Source organism: uncultured Cytophaga sp. (assembly GCF_937863595.1).
GTDB lineage: Bacteria > Bacteroidota > Bacteroidia > Cytophagales > Cytophagaceae > Cytophaga.
The window spans coordinates 1-23,598 of sequence record NZ_CALMGQ010000016.1; the positions used below are offsets into that span (position 1 = coordinate 1).

A 23,598-nucleotide genomic window follows, 5' to 3' on the forward strand; every position below is an offset into this window, starting at 1 on the left:
TTCCATTGAAAATGAATATTTAAAAAACCTAATTAAAGACATCAGCCAACTGTCAGATTTGATCTCTTCTTTATTACTACTTTCAAAAATTGACAGCATCAATAAAGTAGAAAATGAAATATGCAGAATTGACGAATTAATATTCCAATCTGCAGAAAATGTTCGAATTACCTTCCCTACTATACGTCTACAATTAGATATAAAAGATTCAGATACTGATAACCATACTTTTGAAATTAAAGGAAATAAAACGTTGCTTGAAATAGCCTTTACAAATCTAATTAAGAATGCGTACCAATATTCAGATAATAAGATTGTGCAAATATCAATCTATTTTAACGATTCCCATTTGCTGGTAGATTTTAATAATACAGGATCAACCATCGCTGAGAATGAAACTGCTACACTATTCGATCCATTTATGAGAGGTGAAAATGCAAAAGATAAAACAGGTTTTGGCTTAGGCTTACGTATTGTGCAACACATTATCAATCAACATAAAGCAGAAATACATTATTTCGTTCCAGCACCTAACGTAAATACATTCAGATTGATGTTTACCCTTTAAGGTTTTTTTAAGGCAGGCATTAAGGTGTCTTAAAGGTACATTTTACATATTTGCGAGGTATTGTAAAATGGATAGATGATGAAACACCTGTTAGTATTTTTATTTTGTATTCAAGCATTATTAGGTCTTGCTCAAAAACAAGTAACCCTCAAAGAGGCCGAGGATTTACTTCAGAAAAATAATATGCTTTTGATCGCAGAACAATTTAATATTTCTGCTTCCAAAGCAGCTGTTATTCAAGCTAAAATTTGGGATCAACCATACATTTATTTTGAAGCAAATACGTTTAATCCTGAAAAAAAACAATTTTTTGATGTTGGTTCAGGCGGAGAAAAAATTGCATCTATACAACAACTTATCTATTTAGGCGGCAAAAAAAGAAACGAGATTGAATTTGCGAAATCAAATGTAGCTATAGCCGAATTGCAATTTGAACAAGTCTTACGCAATTTAAAATTGCAATTAGCAGAAACATTCTATTCGAATTTCTATGATAAGGTGAAATCAAAAACAATTGATGCACAAGTTATAAAATTAGACACCTTATTGAAAAATTACGAGACACAAGGAGTCAAAGGAAATATACCCTTAAGAGATATCGTACGTTTACAATCATTAATTTTTGAATTAAAGAAGAGTAAAAATGATTTAGAGAGAAACATGATTGAATCTCTTCAAACAATAGCTTTAATAACAGGTGTGCAAGAGTCTTTAAGTCCTTTTGTTGATGAATCTATCTTATTTGAAAACTTTAAAAATACAAAAATAAACAAAGACAGTTTAACACAAGTAGCGCTTTCAAATAATTTGGACTACTTAACCGCGCTAAAATTTTCTGAAAGTCAGGAATTGTATTTTAAATGGCAAAAATCTTTAGCAGTACCTGATCTAAATGCAGGTATAGCTTATGATCAAAGAGGTGGAGCGTTCCAAGACCAAATAGATTTCACAGTAGGTATTCCGCTCCCATTATGGAATAAAAATAAAGGTAACATTCAACTTGCTGATGCTAAATTCAAACAAGCAAATGCATATCGTGACTATGAACGCATTGCCGTTGAAAATAAAGTTGAAGCCCTATGGAAAATTTACCTTCAACAAAAAAATCAATTCACTTCTATTAACCCTACCGTTAGTAAAAATTTAGAAGATGTATATAATGGTATGTTAACAAATTTCGAAAGACGAAATATTTCTTTATTGGAATTTACCGATTTCATGGAAAGTTACAATCAGACAAACATTTACATAAACGAAGTAAAAAAAGCATGGATCTTATCCTGTATTCAAATAAACTATATTACTAACAAAGAAATATTCTAACAATGCGTTATATAATTTACATATCCATCGTAGCCATTTCTCTTGTCTCTTGCAAGAACGAAAAGCCGGCTGCAGAAATTAAAGAAACATTTGTATTAAGTGACAAAATGTATGCTTCCACAAAAACAGAAATTGCAAAAATGGTACCATTGCAAAATGAATTGAGTTTCTATGGAAAAATAACAGCAGACAACAATAAAATGATTGAAATTTTCCCTATAGTTGGAGGTAATGTTTCAAAAGTATATGTTGAATTGGGAGACTATGTTAAAAAAGGTCAACTACTAGCAAGTATACGCAGTACGGAAGTTGCTAGTTTCGAAAAAGAATTAGAGGACGCCAAAACAGATGTTGTTTTAGCAAAAAACAATGTTAAGGTTGCTCAAGAATTATACGATGGAAAACTATCTACCGAACGAGAAGTAATTGAAGCTAAAAGTATTCTTGAAAAGGCCCAATCACAATTACACAGAATAAATGAAACTTATAAAATCTACAACATTCGTGGTGGTTCTACTTTTGATATTCACGCCCCAATCAACGGATTTATTATTCAAAAGAAAATCAATCAAGATATGATTTTACGAAATGATTTAAGTGACAATATTTTTGACATCGCTGAAATTGATCAGGTATGGGCATTAGCAAATGTGAATGAGAGTGACATTAATTTAGTAAAATTAGGTATCAATGCAGAGGTTAGCACATCAAGCTATGGAGACAAGAAATTCAATGGCAAAGTGGATAAAATATTCAACATCATTGATCCTGAAACTAAAGCAATGAAGGTCTTGATCAAGTTAGATAATCAAGACTATTTATTAAAGCCCGAAATGCGCGCAACGGTTAAGTTATACTATACAGAAAAAGACTCTATGATTGCAGTACCTTCGCAGGCTGTAATCTTCGATAAGAGCAAAAGTTTTGTATTGATATTTAAAGACAGAAACAACATTGAAACGAGACAGGTTGAGTTCTACCGTCAAATTGGAGCAAAGACTTATATTTCAGCAGGTATAAATGCTGGAGAAAAAGTAATTACAGACAATCAATTATTAATCTATGATGCTTTAAATGATTAATCTATGAATACGTTTATAAAGAGTGTCATTTCATTTTCATTAAAACATAAATCCTTCACATTTTTTTGGGTAGGTATATTGGTCATATCTGGCTTCATTGCATTTAAGAATATGCCCATTGAAGCATTTCCAGATGTAACCAATACTCAGATAATCATTGTCACTGAATGGAATGGTAAAAGTGCGGAAGAAATTGAGCGTTTTGTTACTACGCCGATTGAAATCGCAATGAATCCTGTACAGAAAAAGACAAGTGTAAGAAGCATAACAATGTTTGGTTTATCTGTCATAAAAATAATTTTCGATGATAATGTTGAAGATTTTTTTGCACGCCAACAAGTAACCAACCAATTACGAAATATATCCTTACCCGAAGGTGTTTCGCCCGATGTACAACCTCCTTATGGACCAACAGGAGAAGTATTTAGATACACCTTACAAAGTAGCAAACGTGATTCAAGAGACCTTTTAACGATACAAAATTGGGTTATTGATAGACAAATTAGATCGGTACCTGGCGTAGCTGATTTGGTTGCATTTGGTGGACAAGAAAAAACCTATGCAGTTAATGTAGACCCGAGCCGTTTATCAAAATATGACATAACACCGCTGCAAGTATATGAAGCAGTTAGTCAAAGCAATATTAATGTTGGCGGAGATGTAATTGAAAAAAATGGACAAGCATATGTTGTAAGAGGAGTTGGCTTACTTGGAAGTATAAAAGACATTGAGAATATTATTATTGATGAGATTGGAGATAATCCAATCTTAGTAAAAAATGTTGCAGACATCACAGAAAGCTCTATGCCACGTGTTGGACAGGTTGGCTTGAATGATAATGACGATGTTGTTGAAGGGATTATCGTAATGCGTAAGGGTGAAAATCCGAAAGAAGTATTAGAACGAATAAAAGAAAAAATTGCAGACTTAAATGATCGAGTATTACCTTCAGATGTAAAGATGGTCACGTTTTATGATCGTGATAATTTAATGAATTTAACAACAAATACTGTTATGCATAATATGCTTGAGGGTATATTGTTTGTAACTGTAATTGTTTTTTTATTTATGGCAGACTGGAGAACAACACTCACAGTTTCCATCATCATCCCCCTTTCCCTTTTATTTGCATTCTTATGTTTAAAATTAATGGGAATGAGTGCCAATCTTCTTTCTCTTGGTGCTGTTGACTTCGGGATTATAATAGATGGTGCCGTTGTAATGGTTGAAGGTATATTCGTTGCATTAGATCATATTGCACACAAAAGAGGCATGCAATCTTACAATCGATTGGCATTAGGCGGAATTATTAAAAAAACAGGAACACATTTAGGGAAAGCAATATTCTTCTCGAAGTTAATTATCATTACTGCCCTACTTCCAATTTTTGCATTTCAAAAGGTTGAAGGTAAAATGTTTTCGCCTCTTGCTTACACATTAGGTTTCGCATTACTTGGTGCGCTACTATTTACACTTACACTGGTACCCGTATTGTGTCATCTTCTATTAGACAAAAATGTACGAGAGAAAAAGAATCCATTTGTTAATTTCTGGAATAGGATTGTCGAAAAAGGTTTTACATGGACATTCAATCATAAAAAAATCACACTTATTATAACGAGTGCATTTATTGCAGTCACTTTTTTCTCTGCAAGCTTTTTAGGAACTGAATTTTTACCCCAATTAAATGAAGGAGCTTTATGGGTTGAAGCAAAATTTCCTATGAGTCAAAGCTTACCCGAGACTGTAAAAAAGACGGCTCTGCTCAGAAAAGAATTGCAAAAATTTCCAGAGGTAAATGGTGTTTTGAGCCAAGTTGGCCGAAGCAATGACGGAACAGACCCTAGCGGATTTTATTATGTTCAGATGCAAGTAAATCTAAAACATAAAGAAGATTGGAAGCGAAAACTATCCATGGACGACCTAGTGCGTGAAATGGACGATTCTCTATCAAAATACCAAGGTATTGGATACAACTATTCTCAACCCATTATTGACAATGTTGCAGAAAGCGTAGCAGGTATAAATGCTTCTAATGCAGTAAAGATTTATGGTGACGACTTGGACAAATTAGATGAACTCGCAAATAAAGTAATCAAACAAATTGAAAATATCGATGGTATCAAAGATGTAGGTATCCTAAGAAATTTAGGACAGCCTGAAGTAAGTGTTATCTTAGATCGAGAAAAAATGGCAGCTTATGGCGTACGTGTAGCCGATGCACAAGCGGTATTAGAAATGGCTTTTGGAGGTAAAACTGCGACCCAGAAATACGAAGGAGAACGAAAATTTGATATCCGAGTACGCTATCAACAAGAATATAGAAAAACAGAAGAAGATATAAGTAACTTAAAAGTTCCGACGTTACAAGGTAGTAAAATACCTTTAAAAGAAATCGCAACGATTAAAAAAAGCACCGGACCAGCTTTTATCTACAGAGACAATACCAAACGATTTATTGGTGTTAAGTTCTCCGTTCGAGATCGTGACTTGGGAAGCACAATTGCAGAAGCACAAAAGATCGTTGCTAAAAACATTGAACTTCCTCAAGGCTACACTATAGGATGGACAGGTGAATTTGAAAACCAAGTGCGAGCTACGAAAAGATTAGGAGAGATGGTTCCTATAAGTTTAATTGGCATCTTCGTTTTATTATTCATATTATTTGGCAACATAAAAGACTCCTTATTGGTCTTGGTGAATGTCCCCTTTGCAATCATAGGTGGTATTATAGCTTTATTCGTAACAGGAACAAATTTTGGTATTTCGGGAGGCGTAGGATTTATTGCATTATTCGGTATCTGTATACAAAATGGCGTAATTCTCATTTCCGAATTCCATTCCAATATCGCCTTAAAATTACCCTTAAACCTTGCCATACTAGAAGCGGTAAAAGTACGAACACGCCCAGTTGTTATGACAGCGTTAATGGCATCGATAGGGTTACTACCGGCGGCTTTGAGCACGGGTATAGGATCTGAATCTCAAAAACCATTAGCTATTGTAATTATTGGAGGATTGATAACAGCTACGATACTAACCTTACTAGTATTCCCTATTATCTTTTGGATCTTCAACAAAAAGAAAACGGAGGTAACTACTTAATACGAATCAAGAGAAATATTTACCCACCTACTTGAAAGATATAAAATTGCAATGATAAAATTCATAGTTCTAAAAAATCTGCTTCACTATATAACATTGAAGGTCTTAGGGGTTTTAACTTTATTCGTTCTATCTCCTATCTTATTTATAATTTTTTTATTAGGAATCATATCTACATATATTCGTGCTGAAGAAACAGATGAACTGGTGTAAGGATACTATCGAAGAATACAATACTTAATAAAGTATCATAATAATCTGCGATGATACGTTTTAAAAAATCATTTGAAATTCGTTTCAAATGATTTTTTTGTTTATGTAGAAGTCATAAAAGTATGTTGAAACGAGAACATATTGAATTTATTAAATAAAAATAAATATCCCCTCCCCCACATATTAATTTGGCTTTGAAGTATTATAAACATATAATATAAAGTACGTATGTAGCTAAACAAATGTGTCCTCATCGCGCATAGAGCGCATGAATGAATAAATAAAAACATAGAAGAAGAATATAGTACTTCCCACATTATAGAATAAAATCCACTAAAAATAATATTGAATACCTATTTTAAATATACGTATTCAATATTATTTCCTCTTTTTATTTCTTTTTATTTTCTTATTTTTCGTTTTAGTATCATCTAAACCTGAATTATTATTCTTCTTATTTTTACTCTGAAATAACTTTTGAAAAAATGTATCATCCTTATACATTTCGCAATCAACAGTATTTTCAAACGAAAATTCTTTACGAACTAAATAACTAACATCTTTATCAGTTGAAATCTTCTTATAAAGTCCAGCCCAAATAGGCATTGCAGTAGCGGATCCACGACCTTGATTCATTCCACTAAAATGAATTGCTGGATTATCCGCACCTACCCAAACACCAGCCAACATTCCGGCTGTATACCCCATAAACCAGCCATCCACATGGTTTTGTGTCGTACCTGTTTTACCAGCAATAGCACCTTTTAATCCATATACATCTCTGAGTTCGTGTGCGGTGCCTTTATTCACAACATTTAAGAGCATATTTGTTAAGGTATGTGCTTCTTCAGCAGTTAAAACCTGTGCAAATACTGGTTTGTTTGAATATAGTTCATTGCCTCGATCATCAACAATCGTTGTTAAAAATTGCAAATTCGATTTTTTACCATCGTTTGCAAACGCAGTATAGGCCCCCGTTAACTCCCATAAATTTAGTTCTGCTGTACCAAGTGCAATAGATGGCTTCGCAGGCAAATCACTTTCAATTCCTAATGATCTCGCAAATTTGATTACGTTTGAAATACCTGCTTGCATGCACAAGGCTACACTAATTGTATTTACAGAGTTTGCTAATGCACCAGCCATAGAATAACGACCATTCTCGCGTTCACTAGAGTTACTAGGAGTCCAATCATCGTATTGGGTATACGTAACTTTTTGATTCGCTATAAAATCACAGGGTTCAACACCCGAACGCAAAGCTTGCGCATATACAATAGGCTTAAAAACAGAGCCAGCCTGACGTTTTGATAATACATGGTCAAATTGCACCTGCTTAAAATTAGAACCGCCTACCCATGCTAATATGCTTCCAGTATGTGGATTCACAACCAACATCCCTACCTGCAAACTACTCAATGCACGTTGCACTGAATCCATAGGTGAAATTACCAATTCTTGATTGCCATTTAATGTTGGCATATCTATCGTATCTTTTTTATTTAATTGAAGTATAATTTCTTTTTCAGACAATCCTTCCTTTAATAAGCTTTTATACCGCTGTGTTTTTTTCAACTCTTGAATAACTATCTTTTTATTCTTTATAAAAAACGCCCGCTGTTTTAGATCTGCATTTAATTGGGGCTGGATCCTTTTCAAATGAGCCGTTGCGGCATCTTCAGCAAAACGTTGTATGGTAGAATGAATGGTTGTATACACTTTCAAGCCATCTGTAAAAATATTATAAGCTGTGCCATCTTCCTTTTTAAGATTCAATAGAATTTTATCCACTTCTTTCTTAACGAACCCTCTAAAAAAAGGTGCAATTCCATCACTATTATCTAATTTCAAGTATTCTAAAACCAATGGTTTTTGAGTAGCCTCATCAAATTCTTTTTGTGATATATATGTATACTTTAATAATTGCCCTAAAACCAAATTCCTACGCTCGAGTGCATGTACTGGATTTTTCCTGGGGTTATAATACGTGGGGGATTTTAATGTCCCTGCTAATACCGCAGCCTCTTCTAATAATAGTTTGTCGGGTGTTTTACTAAAAAACCGCATCGATGCTGTTTTAATACCATAGGTATCTTCCCCAAACGAAACCGTATTTATATATAGTATTAATATTTCCTTTTTGGTATACAGGTGTTCTAATTGATTGGCAATAATAGCTTCTCTAATTTTAACCACAGGCATGGTTAGCCAACCATAGCTTTTACGACCAAATACATTCTTCGCAAGCTGTTGTGTAATTGTACTTCCCCCACCTGTATTCTGGCCAAGCAATACAGATTTAAACAACACCCTTAATAAACTTTTAGTATCTACGCCTGTATGTTTGTAAAAACGGGCATCTTCAGTAGCAATAATTGATTCGAATACAAAAGGACTCACTTCCTCATAGGAAGCATCTGAACGATTTTCAACAAAATACCGTCCCAATAAAACACTGTCTGCTGAATACACTTCAGAAGCTTGATAATTTTTAACAGACAATAATTCTTGATCTGTTGGCATTTTTCCCAACATTCCAGAGGATACGCTAAAAAATAACAGTAATGGAAAAATAGCTATAACTAAACCCATTAGAAAGAACGTCAATAAACCAACGCCTATTTTTTTCTTTAAGGATAACCCAAAATACCAGCTAAATGGCCTGATAAAAATTGTTGTAAGGATTTTTTTGATTGTATGCATGCTAGATTAAAGATGAAAGCAAGTATATAATATACAAATAAAAGTTTTCACTTTATCTAAATGTCCTTTTTTTTATGGAATCAAATTGCAAAATCTGCGAAGGACATACATCTAATAGTAAAATAGTGCTAGTATAAAATATCCATCTGTATTCTTCAAATCGATTTTAAAACCACATTACTGATTTATAAAAAAAGACAACACAACCGTTCGTGTGGGAATAAAAATGGTTTACAATTCGCTTTCAATATTAGTTTCTAGGCAATCGGATTCAATATTATTTAGTAATATAGAAGCTAAACTTTATGATATATAAGACTTACAGATTTATATATCATAACTAAGGACATTGTCCCTAGTTATAATATTATCAATAAAGACCACTGCGTTCAATTAGCAATTAGGCATTCTTAAAAAATTGAATAACTTCCCTTGCCTGATTCAAGAATTGTGCATCTTCGGATAGTTTTGCAATCTCCTGCTGTGTTTTCGTTGAAAGATCTGCATGTGCTTTCTCATTTGAACTGTTCAATTGTTCCAAATCTTCTCGCATTTTCGCCCCTTGTGTAATAACCTTTTGCAACTCAGTCGTTGTTTGAGATATCCATGAATCTCCTACTTTCCGATTAAGCATTGCGACAAGTTCATCCACGCGTTTTTGTTGCACTAATATATCGCTTCTCAATTCACTTACATCATCTCTTGGATATAAAATATTCCGTTGCATATTTTGCAGGCGTTCGATAACGTAATCGTATAGTCGGTATGATGGTCGCACAAAAGTTAATGCTGCTGCAATGATTGCTGCGAAATAACCAATTGAACTAATCTCAAAAAATGCTAATAAATACAAAGCCGCTGCCGATAGTATATGTAAGACGATAGCAATACGAAGAAATAATGTTGATTTCTTTTTTGCATAGGCTACATCTTCTTGGTCAATTGCAATTCCTTTACGTTCAGAGATTGCTGCATCGTCTAATAAATCTTTAGCAGTAAAATACATATTCCATGGCAAAGTAGTAATACCTGTAAGCCACCAAAAGGCTAAAATTCCTGTGATCCAATCAATCATGGTACCTGCAGGAATATGAAGAACAGTCAATACGACATATACAACAATCAGCATAGCGCTTATGCCAAATAAATAAGGAATAGAACTGGAAGAGTAATTGTTTGACATACGTGTTGTATTTTAAGTATAATTAAGTTAAATATTCTTTATCCTATTGAATTTGCGATTCATTTTATTTTAATCAATAAGAGACATATGAAAATATCTTGTCTCTATAAATAGTTCAACATCATTTTTTATGAACCATTAAATTAAGCTTCTCCTTAAGTTTTTTACTATAAGGCGCACCAATATAATTGGTAATAAGTGTTCCAAGAATTAAAACTACTACCAAGGCAATGAAGCGTATAAGCCAAAAATTAAGGTGTGTCGTCTCTGTCAAATAAGGAATGATATAATTTACAGATATCATTTGATGAACTAAATATAATGCAAACGATATCTCCCCCAAAAATAGGGTAACTCTGTTTACAAGGAATCCCAATTTGCCATGAACAAATAAGGTGAAGATTATAAAATATAAAAGTACCATTATAGCATATTCTTCCTGATTGACGAAACCATTTGATCGACCTCCATATTCGAATAAAGATATCTGACTTAATAAACAACATGCCAGCATAATGTAATTTTTAAAATGGTTTTTATTGGTTGTATAAATAGTATAGAAAATAGTGCCTGCAAAAAACAAAGGAATAAACTGAAAAAAAGGAACACCTTTCATTATAATAACAACCCAAACATTATCCGAATAAAACACATTCATCAAAACACAAGCCGACATAGAGAGCATTCCTATTAAGTTTAAATACTTTAAGTATTTAAAATGAAATAAAAATAACATTACAATATAAAAAATCATTTCAATAATCATCGTCCAGTAGGGTCCGTCCAAATCATCAACTCTAAAATAAAATTGAAACATGGACATGTTCGCTAAATAATGAACAAATTCTGTCATTGTTAATCTAAATATAGAAGTAAAGTTTATAAGTAAAAATGTAAATGTAACACAGGCCCAATAGGTTGGATAAAGTCTACTGACACGATTTATTACAAATTGATATGAATACTTTACATGATTTAAGCTGAGTAAAATAACGAAACCACTAATCATAAAGAAAAGATCGACGCCTGTAACACCTAGATTAAAACCAAGATTTTGTTTTTCAGTATTCATTGTAAAATGAAAGAGAACAACCAGCATTGCTGCAATACCTCTTAATGCATCTAATTCTTTAAATCTCATAATTTAAATGAAATGAAATATCTATTTGTATTTATCTGCTTTCGATTCATAATTTAACAAATAACAATCCTTACAAAAGTATCCGCCAAACAACAATATATTATATTAGAAGTAAATTATCGATACCGAAATGGCCAAAATGATTTAGTTTCGAAATTTAATTCAGCTTTAAATTTCTTCAAAAACCAATTTCTTCGCCTTCCTTAAAAATCGTACTAATAATACAATTGAAGCAAATACTAAACCGACTGTTAAGCCTACCCAAATACCGTATACTTCCCAGCCCAAAACATAGGCAAGGAAAGAACCAAATGGCAAACCAATAATCCAATATGCAGTAAATGCTACACTGGAAGGTATGAGTACATCTCCCATGCCACGAAGTGCACCCATGCTTACAACCTGTATGCCATCCGACAATTGAAAAAACACAACCATCCACAATAAGGTTGCCGTAATTTGAATCACCTCTGCATCGTGTGTATAATAGCTAGGCAATACTGTACGCAATAAGGTAAACATAATAGCCGTTGCAATCATAAAACTCGACACCAAAATAAGTGCCGTTATGCCGGCTTTTTGCAGATCAGATTTCTCTTTCCGTCCAAATTCAAATCCTACACGTACTGTTGCAGCTGCAGCAATTCCCGTAGCAATCATGTATGTAACGGATGCCAAATTTAACGCAATCTGATGTGCAGCAATTTGTATGGTACCAAACATACCAACTAAAATAGCAGACAAACTAAAAGCGCTGGATTCAAACGACATTTGCAACCCTACGGGATAACTTTTCTTAAATACCTGAATGAGCGTTTTCGAATCGAAACGAATGGATCTGTACATTTTTCTGTAGTCAACATATTCTTTTGCAAGCATGAAGTATATCGTAATAGCTACAGCCATAAAAAAACGAGATATCAATGTTGCATAGGCAATACCAAACAATCCAAGTTCAGGTAAACCCCAATACCCATAAAGTAATACAACGTTTAATACAATATTTAACAAATTACCGCCAATACTTACAATCATTGCTTGCTTGGTATGTCCCATGCCCTCGATAAACTGCTTAAATATTTGAAAAATAATAATTGGCAAAATAGATAAAGCTATGATCGAAAAGAATTTTGTGGCGTCTCTAACTATATCCACAGGTTGCCTTAAATGTGGGATTAAATACATGCAAGAATATAATAGCGCCGTTAAAAATATACCTACGATGATATTTAACAGAAGTGCATGTTTAAAAATACGCACAATCTTTTCGTTATTTTTTTCTCCGTGCGCTTGTGAAATCAATGGTGTAAAGCCATAACTAAAGCCAATGTATAGCATAAAAATTGGAAAGAACATACTCAAAGCCACCGTTGCTGCAGCCAGAGCTTCCTTGTTAATTTGCCCTGCCATTAAGGTATCAGCTACCCCAACAGAAATATGGGCTAGCTGACTCAAAGCAACAGGAACAGCTAAAACCAACGTTTCTTTTATGTGTTTTTTATATCGCACGAAAATTATTACGCTCTAAAAATTAATCTTTCAATAAGTCGTTCATAAACAACAACGAAAGCGAGACGCCTGTAAAAGCAACGGAAAGCAATACATATTCAACTCCCGACAAATCTGCCGTAATAGACATTACCTGAATACAAATTACCAATACAGTAAAGACAAGAGATAGCGCATTCAACATTCCACTTCCGGTTTGTTTTTTACCTTCCGCATAAAATGCCCACAACAGATATAGACTAGTCAAAGAATATAATCCCAACAATGTTCTATATACATAAAAGTTACCCAAACTGAACATTTGAATTAGAATGGATGCGATGATCAATCCTACTATTGCTTGATTAATTTCTTTTCTCACGGCTATTTAATTACTTCTGTTTTTATAAAGGTACTAAGTTCTTCGGCCATTTTAGTATGCGTAGCACTAGAAGGGTGGAAATTGTCTCCATAAGGAGGTTCCTGCTGTTTGAAAAAAAACGAATATACTTTTTTATTTTCTGCTGTATTAAAGTGGCTTTCAACTTGTTTGATGTTTTTTTGAATACGCGTCCAGCATTTTTTACCACTTGGCCAATCATCAGACATCATAGAACCATTACTACATATTATTTTAGCTTTTGGATACATTTTAATAAGTCGCTCAACAAAATCTATATACGTTTGAACAAAAACAGCATCATCCATCGGCATATTTTTAGATTCGCCTGAATAATCGTTTGTTCCTAAGTTTATAACAATTAGGTTCGGAATTTGAAGTTTATGATCCCAAAAAAGACTTTCTTTTTTTTGAAGATGAATTCGATTATATATTTTAGGCATTGTTTCGACTGTATCGCCATTAAAATTACGACACAAGCCAATGCCTGTATAGGAAACTAACATAGGGATTGCATTCAAATTTCGAGCTGTTTTAATAGCATATCCATCGAATGCATTTTCATTTAATGGAAAAAAACCAGTATTGGGATTACCTTGGGGTGGAGAAATAGAGACCATATTGCCATATCCGCATGTTATGGAATTGCCGATAAACTGAATGTGATACATATTTTTAAAAGATCCGTTCAAACCATCTTTTAAATGCGCATCCTTAGCAATTTTAATTCCGTTAAAAACAACTTCGCCAACGAAACTTTCTGTACACTTTACAAATGAAACAATATTCATTGAATCTGAAGCAGGAAACTCTACTGGATAAAAATGTGTTCCTGATTTTAAAATTACTGTTCCATAAAATTTATTATCCAACAAAATTGTAAACCAATTACTTGAATCAAATTGAAGTTTATTATTTATTTGAACTTCGATTTGCGAAGCATTCGTAGCGAAATTGAGCTGCGTGCCTGATTGGGAAAATGCAATACCTTCTTTGGTGTGTTCATAACGACCAAAAACGACTGTATTTTTTTCTGTGAAGGGTATAAAATGCGTATAATTTGTATTTCTAAATGCATAAAAAGTTGCGCTAGAAAGAATCAAAAGACTTACCAAACCAAAAATTATTTTTTTCATATTTTTATGCACCCATTTATCGATAACGAATCCCATTTATTAAATTTAGCTCAAAATTATCATATTTTTGAAAAAACTTCTATTGTACATTATTGATACACATTAAATTTATATATTCAATGTACCTAGGGTCTACGAAGGCTTTTGATATATCTGTATTTCAGACTCGTTTTTCAACGAAATTCTGCTTTTCAATGCACTAAATAAATTCTTCCTTCATAGCTATACCCTGCCCCTACGTTTTAATTCTTTTTCAATAAAACCCAATTCTCGAGTTGTTTCTCCTGTCAATGATTTATTTTCTTCTGCACGTCTAAACAAATAAGGCATCACTTCATGCAAAGGTCCATAGGGTAAATACTTCGAAACTTTAAAACCCGCATGCGCCAAGTTGTAACTAAGGAAATCGCCCATGCCATACAATTGGGCAAAGCTTGATATTTGTATATCTTTTGGATCCATTTCGCGGATGGCTTTTTCTATACTCAATTGATTGTGTGTCGCAACACACGTTGCAATATCTTCTTTCAAACAAAAACTTACCGCTTCATCATATAAAGCATCTGTTGCTTCTTTGCTGTCGTTGATTGGAGAAGAATACTGTAATTTAGTAGCACGTTCCCGTTCCTTTTCCATATACGCTCCTCGCACCAATTTGAAACCAACGTGATAGTCATTTTGTTGGGCATCGGCATACATTTTTTTCAGACGATTTAATCCATCTTTTCGATACAATTGTATGGTAAAAAATAGTACTGGTTTATGTTTATTAAACCGTTTCATGAACTCCACACACATTTCATCAATAGTGGTTTGTATCCATGATTCTTCTGCGTCTACCATCAGACGTACATTGTGCGTTTCAGCCTCGAAACACAAACGAGTTAAGCGTTCTTTTACGTGAATAAACGCTGTTATTTCAGTTGGAGAAAGTTGTTCATTTTTTTGTATTTTTTCAAGTAATGCAAAACGAGCAATACCTGTCATTTTGAAAACAGAAAACGAAACCATTGGCAAGCCTGCCGCCATTTCAATTCCTTTAATTAATTCTTTGGCAGTTTTATTGAACGAAGCCTCATCTTCCTTGCCTTCAACACTATAATCAGGAATAGAACAGATGCCTTTTTCGAAGAGTTTATCCATCGTCTTGCCACATTCCCAATAGGTTTCGCCCCCGCAAAACTGATTAAAGAGGGTTTTTCGTATAATATTTTTGATTGGAAATTGGTGCTTTAATGCAAATTTTAGGAAAGAAACACTTATATTTGTGATCTTGCTCCAAGCCATCGTGCGGAAGAGAAACCGCATGTGTTTCAATTCTTTCGTTGTTTTTGAAGCAAAAGCAATAGCGGTGTCGCTAAAATTAATAGTGTGTAAGGTTTTCATCTAAGTTAATAGAACGGAAAACAGTCTTATTTTGTTAACCTGGTGATAAAAGCGTAGAATATGAAAGTAGAATTAAACGTAAATCCGATTGAATCTTGGGCAAAGACAAATCACAAGCCTTTGATCATCGCCGGCCCATGTAGCGCCGAAACACCTGAGCAGTTATTATCAACAGCTAAACTTTTAAAGGATTTAGGAAAAGTTGATGTATTACGTGCTGGTATATGGAAACCAAGAACTAGACCGAACGCTTTTGAAGGATCAGGAGAAGAAGGCTTAAAGTGGTTGGCTGAAGTAAAAAAAGAATTAGGTATCCAAATTGGTACTGAAGTTGCAAACCCAGAACACATTGAACTAGCCTTGAAATATGGCGTTGACGTTCTTTGGATTGGTGCGCGTACAACTGTTAGCCCGTTTGCTATTCAAGAAATGGCAGATGCAATGGCAGGTGTTAAAGACAAAGCCGTATTAATTAAAAACCCAACACACCCTGAGCTTGGCTTATGGATTGGTGCTTTCGAACGTTTTTACCGTGCAGGTGTTCGTGATTTAGCTGCTATCCACCGTGGTTTTTCTACGATTGATAAATCAAAATTCCGTAACGTACCAACGTGGTCTATTCCGATTGAATTAAAACGCATCGCTCCACAAATTCCAATCATCTGTGACCCGAGTCACATCGGTGGTACAAGAGCATTAATTTTTGAAATTTCTCAAAAAGCAATGGATCTTGGTTTTGATGGTTTGATGATTGAATCACACATCGACCCAGACAAAGCATGGTCTGATGCAGATCAACAAGTAACTCCGGCTCGTTTGGGCGAAATCTTAAACGATCTTAAAATTCGTACAGAGTCTACTACAAATGTTGACTTCAACGATCACTTAGAAGACTTACGTGAGAAAATTGACAACATTGACCGTGAATTAGTGGAAACACTTGCTACACGTATGGCTGTTGTTGAGAAAATCGGCGAATACAAAAGAGATAACAACGTTACGACACTTCAAGTGAAACGTTGGGATGATATTATGAAAAACCGTTCTGACTTAGCGAAGAAATTAGGTGTAAATGAAGAATTCGTTGTTGAAGTATTCAAATTAGTACACGAAGAATCTATACGTAGACAAACAGAAATTATGAAAGCGGTTGAGTCTAAAGCTTAATTGATTTCTTAATACATTCACAATTATATATTACCAAACCCTCAGCTATACGTTGGGGGTTTGGATTTTAAAGCGCATGCTACCTATGGCTTCTGAAATACTTTTTACACAACAAACAAAACAAACACTGCAACCTTTCTTAAGAAAGTATTCAACTGTTTGTGTATTGGTGGATGAAAACACAAAAAAGAATTGCTTGCCTTTACTTGCCGATTTATTTTCAGCTGAGAATATCATTGAAATAAAAAGCGGCGAGGCAGAAAAGACACTTCAAACATGTGAGAAGATTTGGTCACACATGACTGAACTTTCACTGGATCGCAAAGCCTTGCTGGTAAATCTTGGTGGTGGTGTTATTGGTGATATGGGAGGCTTCTGCGCGTCTACCTACAAACGTGGAATTGACTTCATACAAATACCAACTACACTTTTATCACAAGTAGATGCGAGTGTTGGCGGCAAGTTGGGAATTGACTTTACACACAATGGCAATACCTTTAAAAATCACGTTGGTGTATTTAATGTTCCTCAGGCGGTAATCATCGACCCTACTTTTCTAAAAACGTTAGATCCAAAAGAGGTACGTTCTGGTTTTGCAGAAATCATCAAGCATTGTTTGATTGCAGATAAAAGTAAATGGAATGAAATTAAAACCAATACCGATTTATCTAAATTTGATTGGATGGAATTGGCGAAGCATTCTGTAGGCATCAAAGAAAAGATTACACTTGAAGACCCATTAGAAAAAGGTCTTCGCAAAATATTAAACTTCGGGCATACCGTTGGGCACGCCATCGAAAGTCACTTCCTTTTTATACCAAACAAACGCTTGCTTCACGGTGAAGCCATTGCTGCCGGTATGATTTGCGAATCGTGGTTGTCTGTACAAAAAGGTTTTATTTCTATGAATGAACACACAGAAATAGAAAAATACATACTTTCCGTTTATGGTAAAACATCCATTACATCTGAAGAGATTGATGTGATTGTTCCATTAACGATTCAAGATAAGAAGAACGAAAGCGGTGCCATACAATTCTCTTTATTAGAAAAAATTGGCACAGCTAATTTCAATATATCCTTAACAGCAGCAGAAATCACTGCATCTTTACACTACTATGCAAGCCTTTGATACAAACGTGGAGGCATTCCACATCACACATACTTCGGGTATCGTAAACCATACCATTACCCCTCCTGCTTCTAAAAGTGAAAGCAATCGTGTATTGGTAATCGATGCTTTAACAGGAAGAAAATCGCAATTGGATAATTTATCCAACGCACGCGATACACAAACAATGATTCGTTTGTTGGATTCGGACAGCAACCCAGTATGGGATGTATTGGATGCCGGCACAACGATGCGTTTCTTAACAGCGTTCAGTGCCTTTAACGGCAAGCCACGTGAAATGACAGGTACACCCCGCATGAAAGAACGTCCGATTAAATTGTTAGTCGACGCGTTGCGCGACTTGGGTGCCGTAATTGAATACAAAGAAAAAGAAGGCTACCCTCCTATTTTGATTCATCCTTTCAAACCAGAATTGGCAAAAACAGATTACATCAAAATAAAAGGTGATGTGAGTTCTCAATACATTACTGCCTTGTTGATGATTGCACCTGTACTACCAAAAGGCTTAACGATTGAATTGCTAGGACACGTAGGTTCTAAGCCCTACATCGAAATGACTTTACGTTTGATGGAACACTTTGGTGTAACTTCAGAATGGAAAGACAACATCATTAAAATTACACATCAAACATATAAACCTGCACAATACAAGGTAGAATCGGATTGGTCTGGATCGAGCTATTGGTTTAGTGTTGCAGCGCTTGCAAAAGAGGCGAACATTGAATTGAAAGGATATGTAAAAGAATCGCTACAAGGCGATCACGTGATTGTAGACATCATGGATCAATTGGGTGTTAAAACTGAATTTACTGTAGACGGATTGAAACTAACGAAGCAACCTGTTAAAGGAAACTTGGTTTGGGACTTTACCGACTGTCCGGACTTGGCACAAACGGTTGCAGTAATCCTTGCTGCTATAGGCGTAGAAGGAACATTGTCTGGTTTGCAAAGTTTACGCATCAAAGAAACGGATCGTATTGCAGCCATCCAAAATGAACTGCGCAAGTTTGGTGCAGACATGATTGAGATTGAAAAAGACGTTACATATAAAGTAATTCCGGGCACCTTCAAAGTAGACGGACAATCGGTACACACCTACGAAGATCACCGCATGGCAATGGCCTTCGCTCCGCTTGCTTTATTAGGCAAAGTAACAATCGAAGAACCATCAGTCGTGAATAAATCGTATCCGCTTTATTGGGAAGATTTGAAGAAGGTAGGATTTAACTTTTAAAAAGAAGTAAAATTTCAAATAACAAAAAACAAATTCCAAACGGAAGGAATAATCAAAGCAAATTGTCTGAATCAGGATTAAATTGATTTAGAGAATTATTGGATTGAAAATACCAAAACTAAAAATGCCCCTTGCAGAAATGTAAGGTGCATTTTTAGTTTAGATAAAATTGTTTTAATTTGAAATATGAAACCAGCTAAATTTTCAATTCTCACAATCGCGTCTCTTTTAATTTACGCATGTGAAACAAAAACAGAGGTAAGGAATACTCCTGTCCAAGACACTTTAATTGCTACATCCAGTACGCCAATTAATTTCTTAAAAAGCCCAAACAAAAAAGACATCCTTCAGGCTTTTTTAAAACCCATGAAAATTGTTCACGACACGGCTTATTGGGAAGAAGATTTAGAATCCCTAGATATGCTGGTTTCGAATGATGGATATATACATACAGTTGTAGACTCTATTTATGAGATGGACGAGAATTACATTGTAGTATTTAAAACACATCTTACAATGGAAGATGGAGAATTAGCATCAGGACATCCCTCTTATATTGATTATAGCATTGGGAGTTTTGAGAAAAATAAAGATAGCGAAGGCTATTCCATAACTAGATTAAAAAAACATTTAACGAGTGGTGGAAGTTTTGGGTATGGGCAAAGTGGTGAAATTATAGATTTTAAAAAAGATTTGAAAGCCATAAGTATACCAGGTGGCTGGGTTGGCATGGGCACTGTAATGTCCTATGAAGATTATTTTAACATTCAAGACTTTTCTCATCTACTTCGGATCGAAACATACAATTCAAATGAAGGCATATGCGAAGATGAGGATATTAACTGCATAAATAAAACAGAGCGCGACATTATTCCATTTGAAAATCACCCATCCAAAAAACCTGCAATTATTATACACTATAAGCATACGTACTTCGACAATGAACAAATTATTATTGAGAAGACCGACACACTTATTTACGATGGTTACCATTTCAACAAAGACATTTATTACAAAGGTGTTTAATTATAAAACTTAATCGAAATATAAATTATCATTACTCAATATTCACCCATGCCACAACAAGACGACTTATACGACATACTCTTTGACGAAATAAAAAAAGATAGAGATGTAATTGATAAAGCTCCCCTATTGGGTTATTTGTTTATCATTAATGATGAAGCTGAAACAAAAGAAAAGAAGATTATTGCTTACGACAAACTAATAAAATATTTTTCACATCGACCTAAATGGGACGATGAGATTTTACAATATTTGAGTAATCGGTATACATTGATAAAGTAAGCTAAAGGCTGAAAGCTTAATGCCTAAAGCAAAGTCCGACGCTATAGTTGGTTTTTCCGCGAGAAGAAATAGTATTTTAGCGAGCAACTGACAACGCAGAACACCAACAATCATTTCTAAATAGCAATAGCTGGATATAAAATTATACTTTATTCAAATCAAACTCATTTTTATGTCCACACTCCATACATACAAATCAACAATAACATGGACGGGCAATTCAGGTTTAGGCACTACTGATTATAATCCCTATGAGCGGAGTCATACGATTTCAGTTACTAACAAAGCAGATATCTTAGCGAGTTCGGATCCAGGTTTTAGAGGAGATGCGAGCAAACACAATCCAGAAGAATTATTCTTAGCATCGCTTTCTTCGTGCCACATGTTGTGGTATTTGCATCTATGTTCGGTGGCAGGAATCCTTGTTGAATCGTATGAAGACACTGCTGTTGGTGTGATGGAAGAAACGGATAACGGAAGTGGTAAATTTATTGAAGTAATCTTATACCCTATTGTTACGGTTAGCGATACGAGCATGATTGAGAAAGCAATTGCAATCCATCACGAAGCAAACACTATGTGCTTTATTGCGAACTCTTGCAATTTTGAGGTGAAGCATAAACCAATTGTGCGTACCATATAATAAGTTACACGAATCATTATTTAATTGAGTAAGGTAGTTATATACTAAGGTGCTATAAAATAAAACGCTCCAAGAGTATAATCTCTTGGAGCGTTTATTTTTAAACACTATTTTTTTATTCCTTAATCAATCGTTTTAAACACGTTCCTTCTTCTGATATAATTTCAATAAAATAAATTCCACTTGCATTATCCCCTAATGATAATGGGAAAGATGCATTGTTTAAATCCCCCTTTTCATTTGAAATAATTTGTTGACCCAATGCATTATACACATGAATGGAAACATTTGTATATACACCATCCAGTTGCACTGAAGTCTGTCCGTTTGAAGGATTGGGATGAATACTGATTGCATCGGATGATAGTTTACCAGCTACGCCTGTTGCTAATGTTGCTGTACCAGAAAGATTCAATACAAACGATGACGCACTAATATTACTTGGGAATTCGATTTTACCACCTAAAGATCCTGTTGTAGTAGGTTGAAAAATAAGCAAGAATGTTGTTGTAGCACCAGGGGCTAATACGTTAGATATAGGCCCACTTATTTGATAAGGACCTGTAACAACTGGAATACCTAAATTGAGTACTTGACTACCTGTATTGGTTATTGTAAAGGATGAACTTGCACTTTGTCCACCTTGTATGGTAGGAGGGAAAACATACGCATTCCCGTTATTGAGATACGGATCGCTACCTTGGTTGATTGTCATGCTCGTTAAATCAGAATTACCCGATACCGTTACATTCAATTTAAATACTGCAGTAGCAGCGTTGCTCGTAATCGTGATAGTACCTGTGTTTGCACCTACGAGTGTTGGCGTTGCTGTTATCGTAAACGTGGATGAAGCACCTATAGCAATCGGACTCACAGGCGAGAGTGTACTTAACACAAAACCAGCACTCGGACTCATTGACAAAATAGTCAATACTGCATTGCCGGTATTTTTGATTGTAATGCTCGTTGCAGGATTTACAGAAGTATTTATTGTTGCCGTTCCTAAATCAATAGCAGGGCTATTATTCGTTGTATAATTGGTGCCACCTTGCGAAACTTGCATTACAGGTTTTAAATCTGGTGTACCTGTAACCGTTACATTTAAATTAAAGATAGGTGTAGCATCGTTACTATTAATCGTAATCGTTCCAATATTTGCTCCAACAAGTGCTGGAGTAGCTGAAATGGTAAACGTCGATGAAGCACCAGCAGCAATCGTAGTCGATGGATTTAATCCACTTAATACAAATCCCGTAGTCGTAGTGATGGATGAAACAATTAAGGCTGTATTACCTGTATTTTTAATAGTAATCGTTTTCGCAGGACTTACAGCATTCCCAACAATTGCCGTTCCTAAATCAATTGCTGGATTATTATTTGTTGGATAATTAGTAGCACCTTGCGAAACTTGCATTACAGGTTTCAGAACGGGCGTACCTGCAACCGTTACATTTAATTTAAATGCAGATGTAGCATCGTTGCTATTAATCGTAATCGTGCTTGCGTTTGCACCTACAAGTGCAGGTGTAGCCGTTATCGTAAACGTAGATGAAGCACCAATAGCAATCGTATTTGATGGTGACAATGTACTTAACACAAATCCTGTACTGCTTGTAATCGACGAAACAGTTAACACAGCAGTTCCTGTATTTTTAATTGTAATCGTTTTCGAAGGACTTACAGCAGTATTAATGACTGATGCTCCTAAATCTACCGCTGGACTATTATTCGTTGAATAATTGGTTGCTCCTTGCGAAACTTGCATAACAGGTTTCGGAACAGGTGTGCCAGTAACTGTTACATTTAATTTATAAACAGACGTAGCATCGTTGCTATTAATCGTAATTATACCTGCGTTTGCACCAACAAGTGTTGGCGTAGCCGTTATCGTAAACGTAGACGAAGCACCAGCTGCAATCGTATTTGATGGTGATAATGTACTTAACACAAAACCTGTACTTGTAGTGATCGATGAAACCGCTAAGGCTGCGTCACCTGTATTTTTAATCGTGATAGTCGTTGTAGGAGTCGCAGCATTAGTTATAATTGCCGTCCCTAGGTTTAATGCCGGACTATTATTCGTTGTATAATTGGTAGCGCCTTGTGATACAAGCATTACTGGTTTCGGAACGGGCGTACCTGTAACCGTTACATTCAATTTAAAGATAGGCGTTGCATCGTTACTATTAATCGTAATCGTGCCTGCATTTGCTCCAACTAGCGCTGGCGTAGCCGTTATCGTAAACGTAGATGAAGCACCAGCAGCAATCGTACTCGATGGACTCAGTGCACTTAGAACAAATCCTGCACTTGAAATAACCGACGAAACAACTAAGGCTGCGTCACCTGTATTTTTAATCGTGATAGTCGTTGTAGGAGTCGCAGC

18 protein-coding genes are annotated in these 23,598 nt (G+C 35.0%); 10 read left to right on the forward strand and 8 right to left on the reverse strand.

Annotated features, from left to right (window positions below; all coding sequences use genetic code 11):
• From Q0543_RS01530 to Q0543_RS01545, 4 genes are all read left to right on the forward strand, one after another.
• Positions 1-568, forward strand: a 568-nt coding sequence (locus tag Q0543_RS01530; RefSeq protein ID WP_299248100.1) for an ATP-binding protein, incomplete at its 5' end; no start/stop codon positions are given.
• A 78-nt stretch (positions 569-646) separates the two neighbouring features.
• On the forward strand, positions 647-1,891 hold the full coding sequence (locus Q0543_RS01535) for a TolC family protein (protein ID WP_299248102.1): 1,245 nt from the start codon (positions 647-649) through the stop codon (positions 1,889-1,891).
• Positions 1,892-1,893: 2 nt separating this feature from the next.
• Positions 1,894-2,973, forward strand: coding sequence for an efflux RND transporter periplasmic adaptor subunit (locus Q0543_RS01540; protein WP_299248105.1), 1,080 nt, complete (start codon positions 1,894-1,896; stop codon positions 2,971-2,973).
• Positions 2,974-2,976: 3 nt separating this feature from the next.
• The gene (locus tag Q0543_RS01545; protein ID WP_299248109.1) at positions 2,977-6,078 is read left to right on the forward strand and encodes a CusA/CzcA family heavy metal efflux RND transporter; all 3,102 of its coding nucleotides are present in this window, start codon (positions 2,977-2,979) and stop codon (positions 6,076-6,078) included.
• 591 nt (positions 6,079-6,669) lie between these two features.
• Here Q0543_RS01545 and Q0543_RS01550 read toward each other — a convergent pair.
• From Q0543_RS01550 to Q0543_RS01580, 7 genes are all read right to left on the reverse strand, one after another.
• On the reverse strand, positions 6,670-8,994 hold the full coding sequence (locus tag Q0543_RS01550) for a transglycosylase domain-containing protein (protein WP_299248112.1): 2,325 nt from the start codon (positions 8,992-8,994) through the stop codon (positions 6,670-6,672).
• A gap of 400 nt (positions 8,995-9,394) precedes the next feature.
• A complete protein-coding gene (locus tag Q0543_RS01555; protein WP_299248115.1) occupies positions 9,395-10,177 on the reverse strand; it encodes a hypothetical protein in 783 nt (260 codons plus the stop codon).
• 121 nt (positions 10,178-10,298) lie between these two features.
• Positions 10,299-11,318: an acyltransferase gene (locus Q0543_RS01560; RefSeq protein ID WP_299248118.1), complete on the reverse strand. Its 1,020-nt coding sequence runs from the start codon at positions 11,316-11,318 to the stop codon at positions 10,299-10,301.
• Between the two features lie 168 nt (positions 11,319-11,486).
• On the reverse strand, positions 11,487-12,827 hold the full coding sequence (locus tag Q0543_RS01565) for an MATE family efflux transporter (RefSeq protein ID WP_299248120.1): 1,341 nt from the start codon (positions 12,825-12,827) through the stop codon (positions 11,487-11,489).
• Positions 12,828-12,849: 22 nt separating this feature from the next.
• Positions 12,850-13,188 carry a hypothetical protein gene (locus tag Q0543_RS01570; RefSeq protein WP_299248123.1) on the reverse strand — a complete coding sequence of 113 codons (339 nt, stop codon included), beginning with the start codon at positions 13,186-13,188 and terminating at the stop codon, positions 12,850-12,852.
• Between the two features lie 2 nt (positions 13,189-13,190).
• Positions 13,191-14,342 (reverse strand): SGNH/GDSL hydrolase family protein, encoded by a 1,152-nt coding sequence (locus Q0543_RS01575; RefSeq protein WP_299248126.1) that lies wholly within the window; start codon positions 14,340-14,342, stop codon positions 13,191-13,193.
• A 222-nt stretch (positions 14,343-14,564) separates the two neighbouring features.
• Positions 14,565-15,728 carry a proline dehydrogenase family protein gene (locus Q0543_RS01580; protein ID WP_299248129.1) on the reverse strand — a complete coding sequence of 388 codons (1,164 nt, stop codon included), beginning with the start codon at positions 15,726-15,728 and terminating at the stop codon, positions 14,565-14,567.
• Between the two features lie 60 nt (positions 15,729-15,788).
• Here Q0543_RS01580 and Q0543_RS01585 point away from each other — a divergent pair, with 60 nt between their 5' ends.
• The 6 genes from Q0543_RS01585 to Q0543_RS01610 all read left to right on the forward strand — a co-directional run bounded on the left by Q0543_RS01585 (position 15,789) and on the right by Q0543_RS01610 (position 21,212).
• A complete protein-coding gene (locus tag Q0543_RS01585; RefSeq protein WP_299248131.1) occupies positions 15,789-16,895 on the forward strand; it encodes a chorismate mutase in 1,107 nt (368 codons plus the stop codon).
• An 85-nt stretch (positions 16,896-16,980) separates the two neighbouring features.
• Positions 16,981-18,027: a 3-dehydroquinate synthase gene (aroB, locus tag Q0543_RS01590; protein WP_299248133.1), complete on the forward strand. Its 1,047-nt coding sequence runs from the start codon at positions 16,981-16,983 to the stop codon at positions 18,025-18,027.
• Positions 18,014-19,261, forward strand: coding sequence for a 3-phosphoshikimate 1-carboxyvinyltransferase (locus Q0543_RS01595; protein ID WP_299248136.1), 1,248 nt, complete (start codon positions 18,014-18,016; stop codon positions 19,259-19,261). Before aroB ends, Q0543_RS01595 begins: the two co-directional genes overlap by 14 nt.
• Before the next feature lie 186 nt (positions 19,262-19,447).
• Positions 19,448-20,287 (forward strand): hypothetical protein, encoded by an 840-nt coding sequence (locus Q0543_RS01600; RefSeq protein WP_299248139.1) that lies wholly within the window; start codon positions 19,448-19,450, stop codon positions 20,285-20,287.
• A gap of 48 nt (positions 20,288-20,335) precedes the next feature.
• A complete protein-coding gene (locus Q0543_RS01605; protein ID WP_299248141.1) occupies positions 20,336-20,569 on the forward strand; it encodes a hypothetical protein in 234 nt (77 codons plus the stop codon).
• A 172-nt stretch (positions 20,570-20,741) separates the two neighbouring features.
• Positions 20,742-21,212 (forward strand): OsmC family protein, encoded by a 471-nt coding sequence (locus Q0543_RS01610; RefSeq protein WP_299248144.1) that lies wholly within the window; start codon positions 20,742-20,744, stop codon positions 21,210-21,212.
• 115 nt (positions 21,213-21,327) lie between these two features.
• On the opposite strand, the gene Q0543_RS01615 is transcribed toward Q0543_RS01610, so the two are convergent.
• Positions 21,328-23,598, reverse strand: a 2,271-nt coding sequence (locus tag Q0543_RS01615; RefSeq protein ID WP_299248147.1) for a choice-of-anchor D domain-containing protein, incomplete at its 5' end; no start/stop codon positions are given.

What these genes read in the sequence shown, in the direction of transcription:
- aroB (WP_299248133.1), top strand. Translation starts at nt 16,981, where the DNA reads ATGGCTTCTGAAATACTTTTTACACAACAAACAAAACAAACACTGCAA.
- Q0543_RS01580 (WP_299248129.1), bottom strand. Translation starts at nt 15,728, where the DNA reads ATGAAAACCTTACACACTATTAATTTTAGCGACACCGCTATTGCTTTT.
- Q0543_RS01545 (WP_299248109.1), top strand. Translation starts at nt 2,977, where the DNA reads ATGAATACGTTTATAAAGAGTGTCATTTCATTTTCATTAAAACATAAA.
- Q0543_RS01600 (WP_299248139.1), top strand. Translation starts at nt 19,448, where the DNA reads ATGAAACCAGCTAAATTTTCAATTCTCACAATCGCGTCTCTTTTAATT.
- Q0543_RS01560 (WP_299248118.1), bottom strand. Translation starts at nt 11,318, where the DNA reads ATGAGATTTAAAGAATTAGATGCATTAAGAGGTATTGCAGCAATGCTG.
- Q0543_RS01540 (WP_299248105.1), top strand. Translation starts at nt 1,894, where the DNA reads ATGCGTTATATAATTTACATATCCATCGTAGCCATTTCTCTTGTCTCT.
- Q0543_RS01575 (WP_299248126.1), bottom strand. Translation starts at nt 14,342, where the DNA reads ATGAAAAAAATAATTTTTGGTTTGGTAAGTCTTTTGATTCTTTCTAGC.
- Q0543_RS01555 (WP_299248115.1), bottom strand. Translation starts at nt 10,177, where the DNA reads ATGTCAAACAATTACTCTTCCAGTTCTATTCCTTATTTATTTGGCATA.
- Q0543_RS01610 (WP_299248144.1), top strand. Translation starts at nt 20,742, where the DNA reads ATGTCCACACTCCATACATACAAATCAACAATAACATGGACGGGCAAT.
- Q0543_RS01550 (WP_299248112.1), bottom strand. Translation starts at nt 8,994, where the DNA reads ATGCATACAATCAAAAAAATCCTTACAACAATTTTTATCAGGCCATTT.
- Q0543_RS01605 (WP_299248141.1), top strand. Translation starts at nt 20,336, where the DNA reads ATGCCACAACAAGACGACTTATACGACATACTCTTTGACGAAATAAAA.
- Q0543_RS01595 (WP_299248136.1), top strand. Translation starts at nt 18,014, where the DNA reads ATGCAAGCCTTTGATACAAACGTGGAGGCATTCCACATCACACATACT.
- Q0543_RS01585 (WP_299248131.1), top strand. Translation starts at nt 15,789, where the DNA reads ATGAAAGTAGAATTAAACGTAAATCCGATTGAATCTTGGGCAAAGACA.
- Q0543_RS01535 (WP_299248102.1), top strand. Translation starts at nt 647, where the DNA reads ATGAAACACCTGTTAGTATTTTTATTTTGTATTCAAGCATTATTAGGT.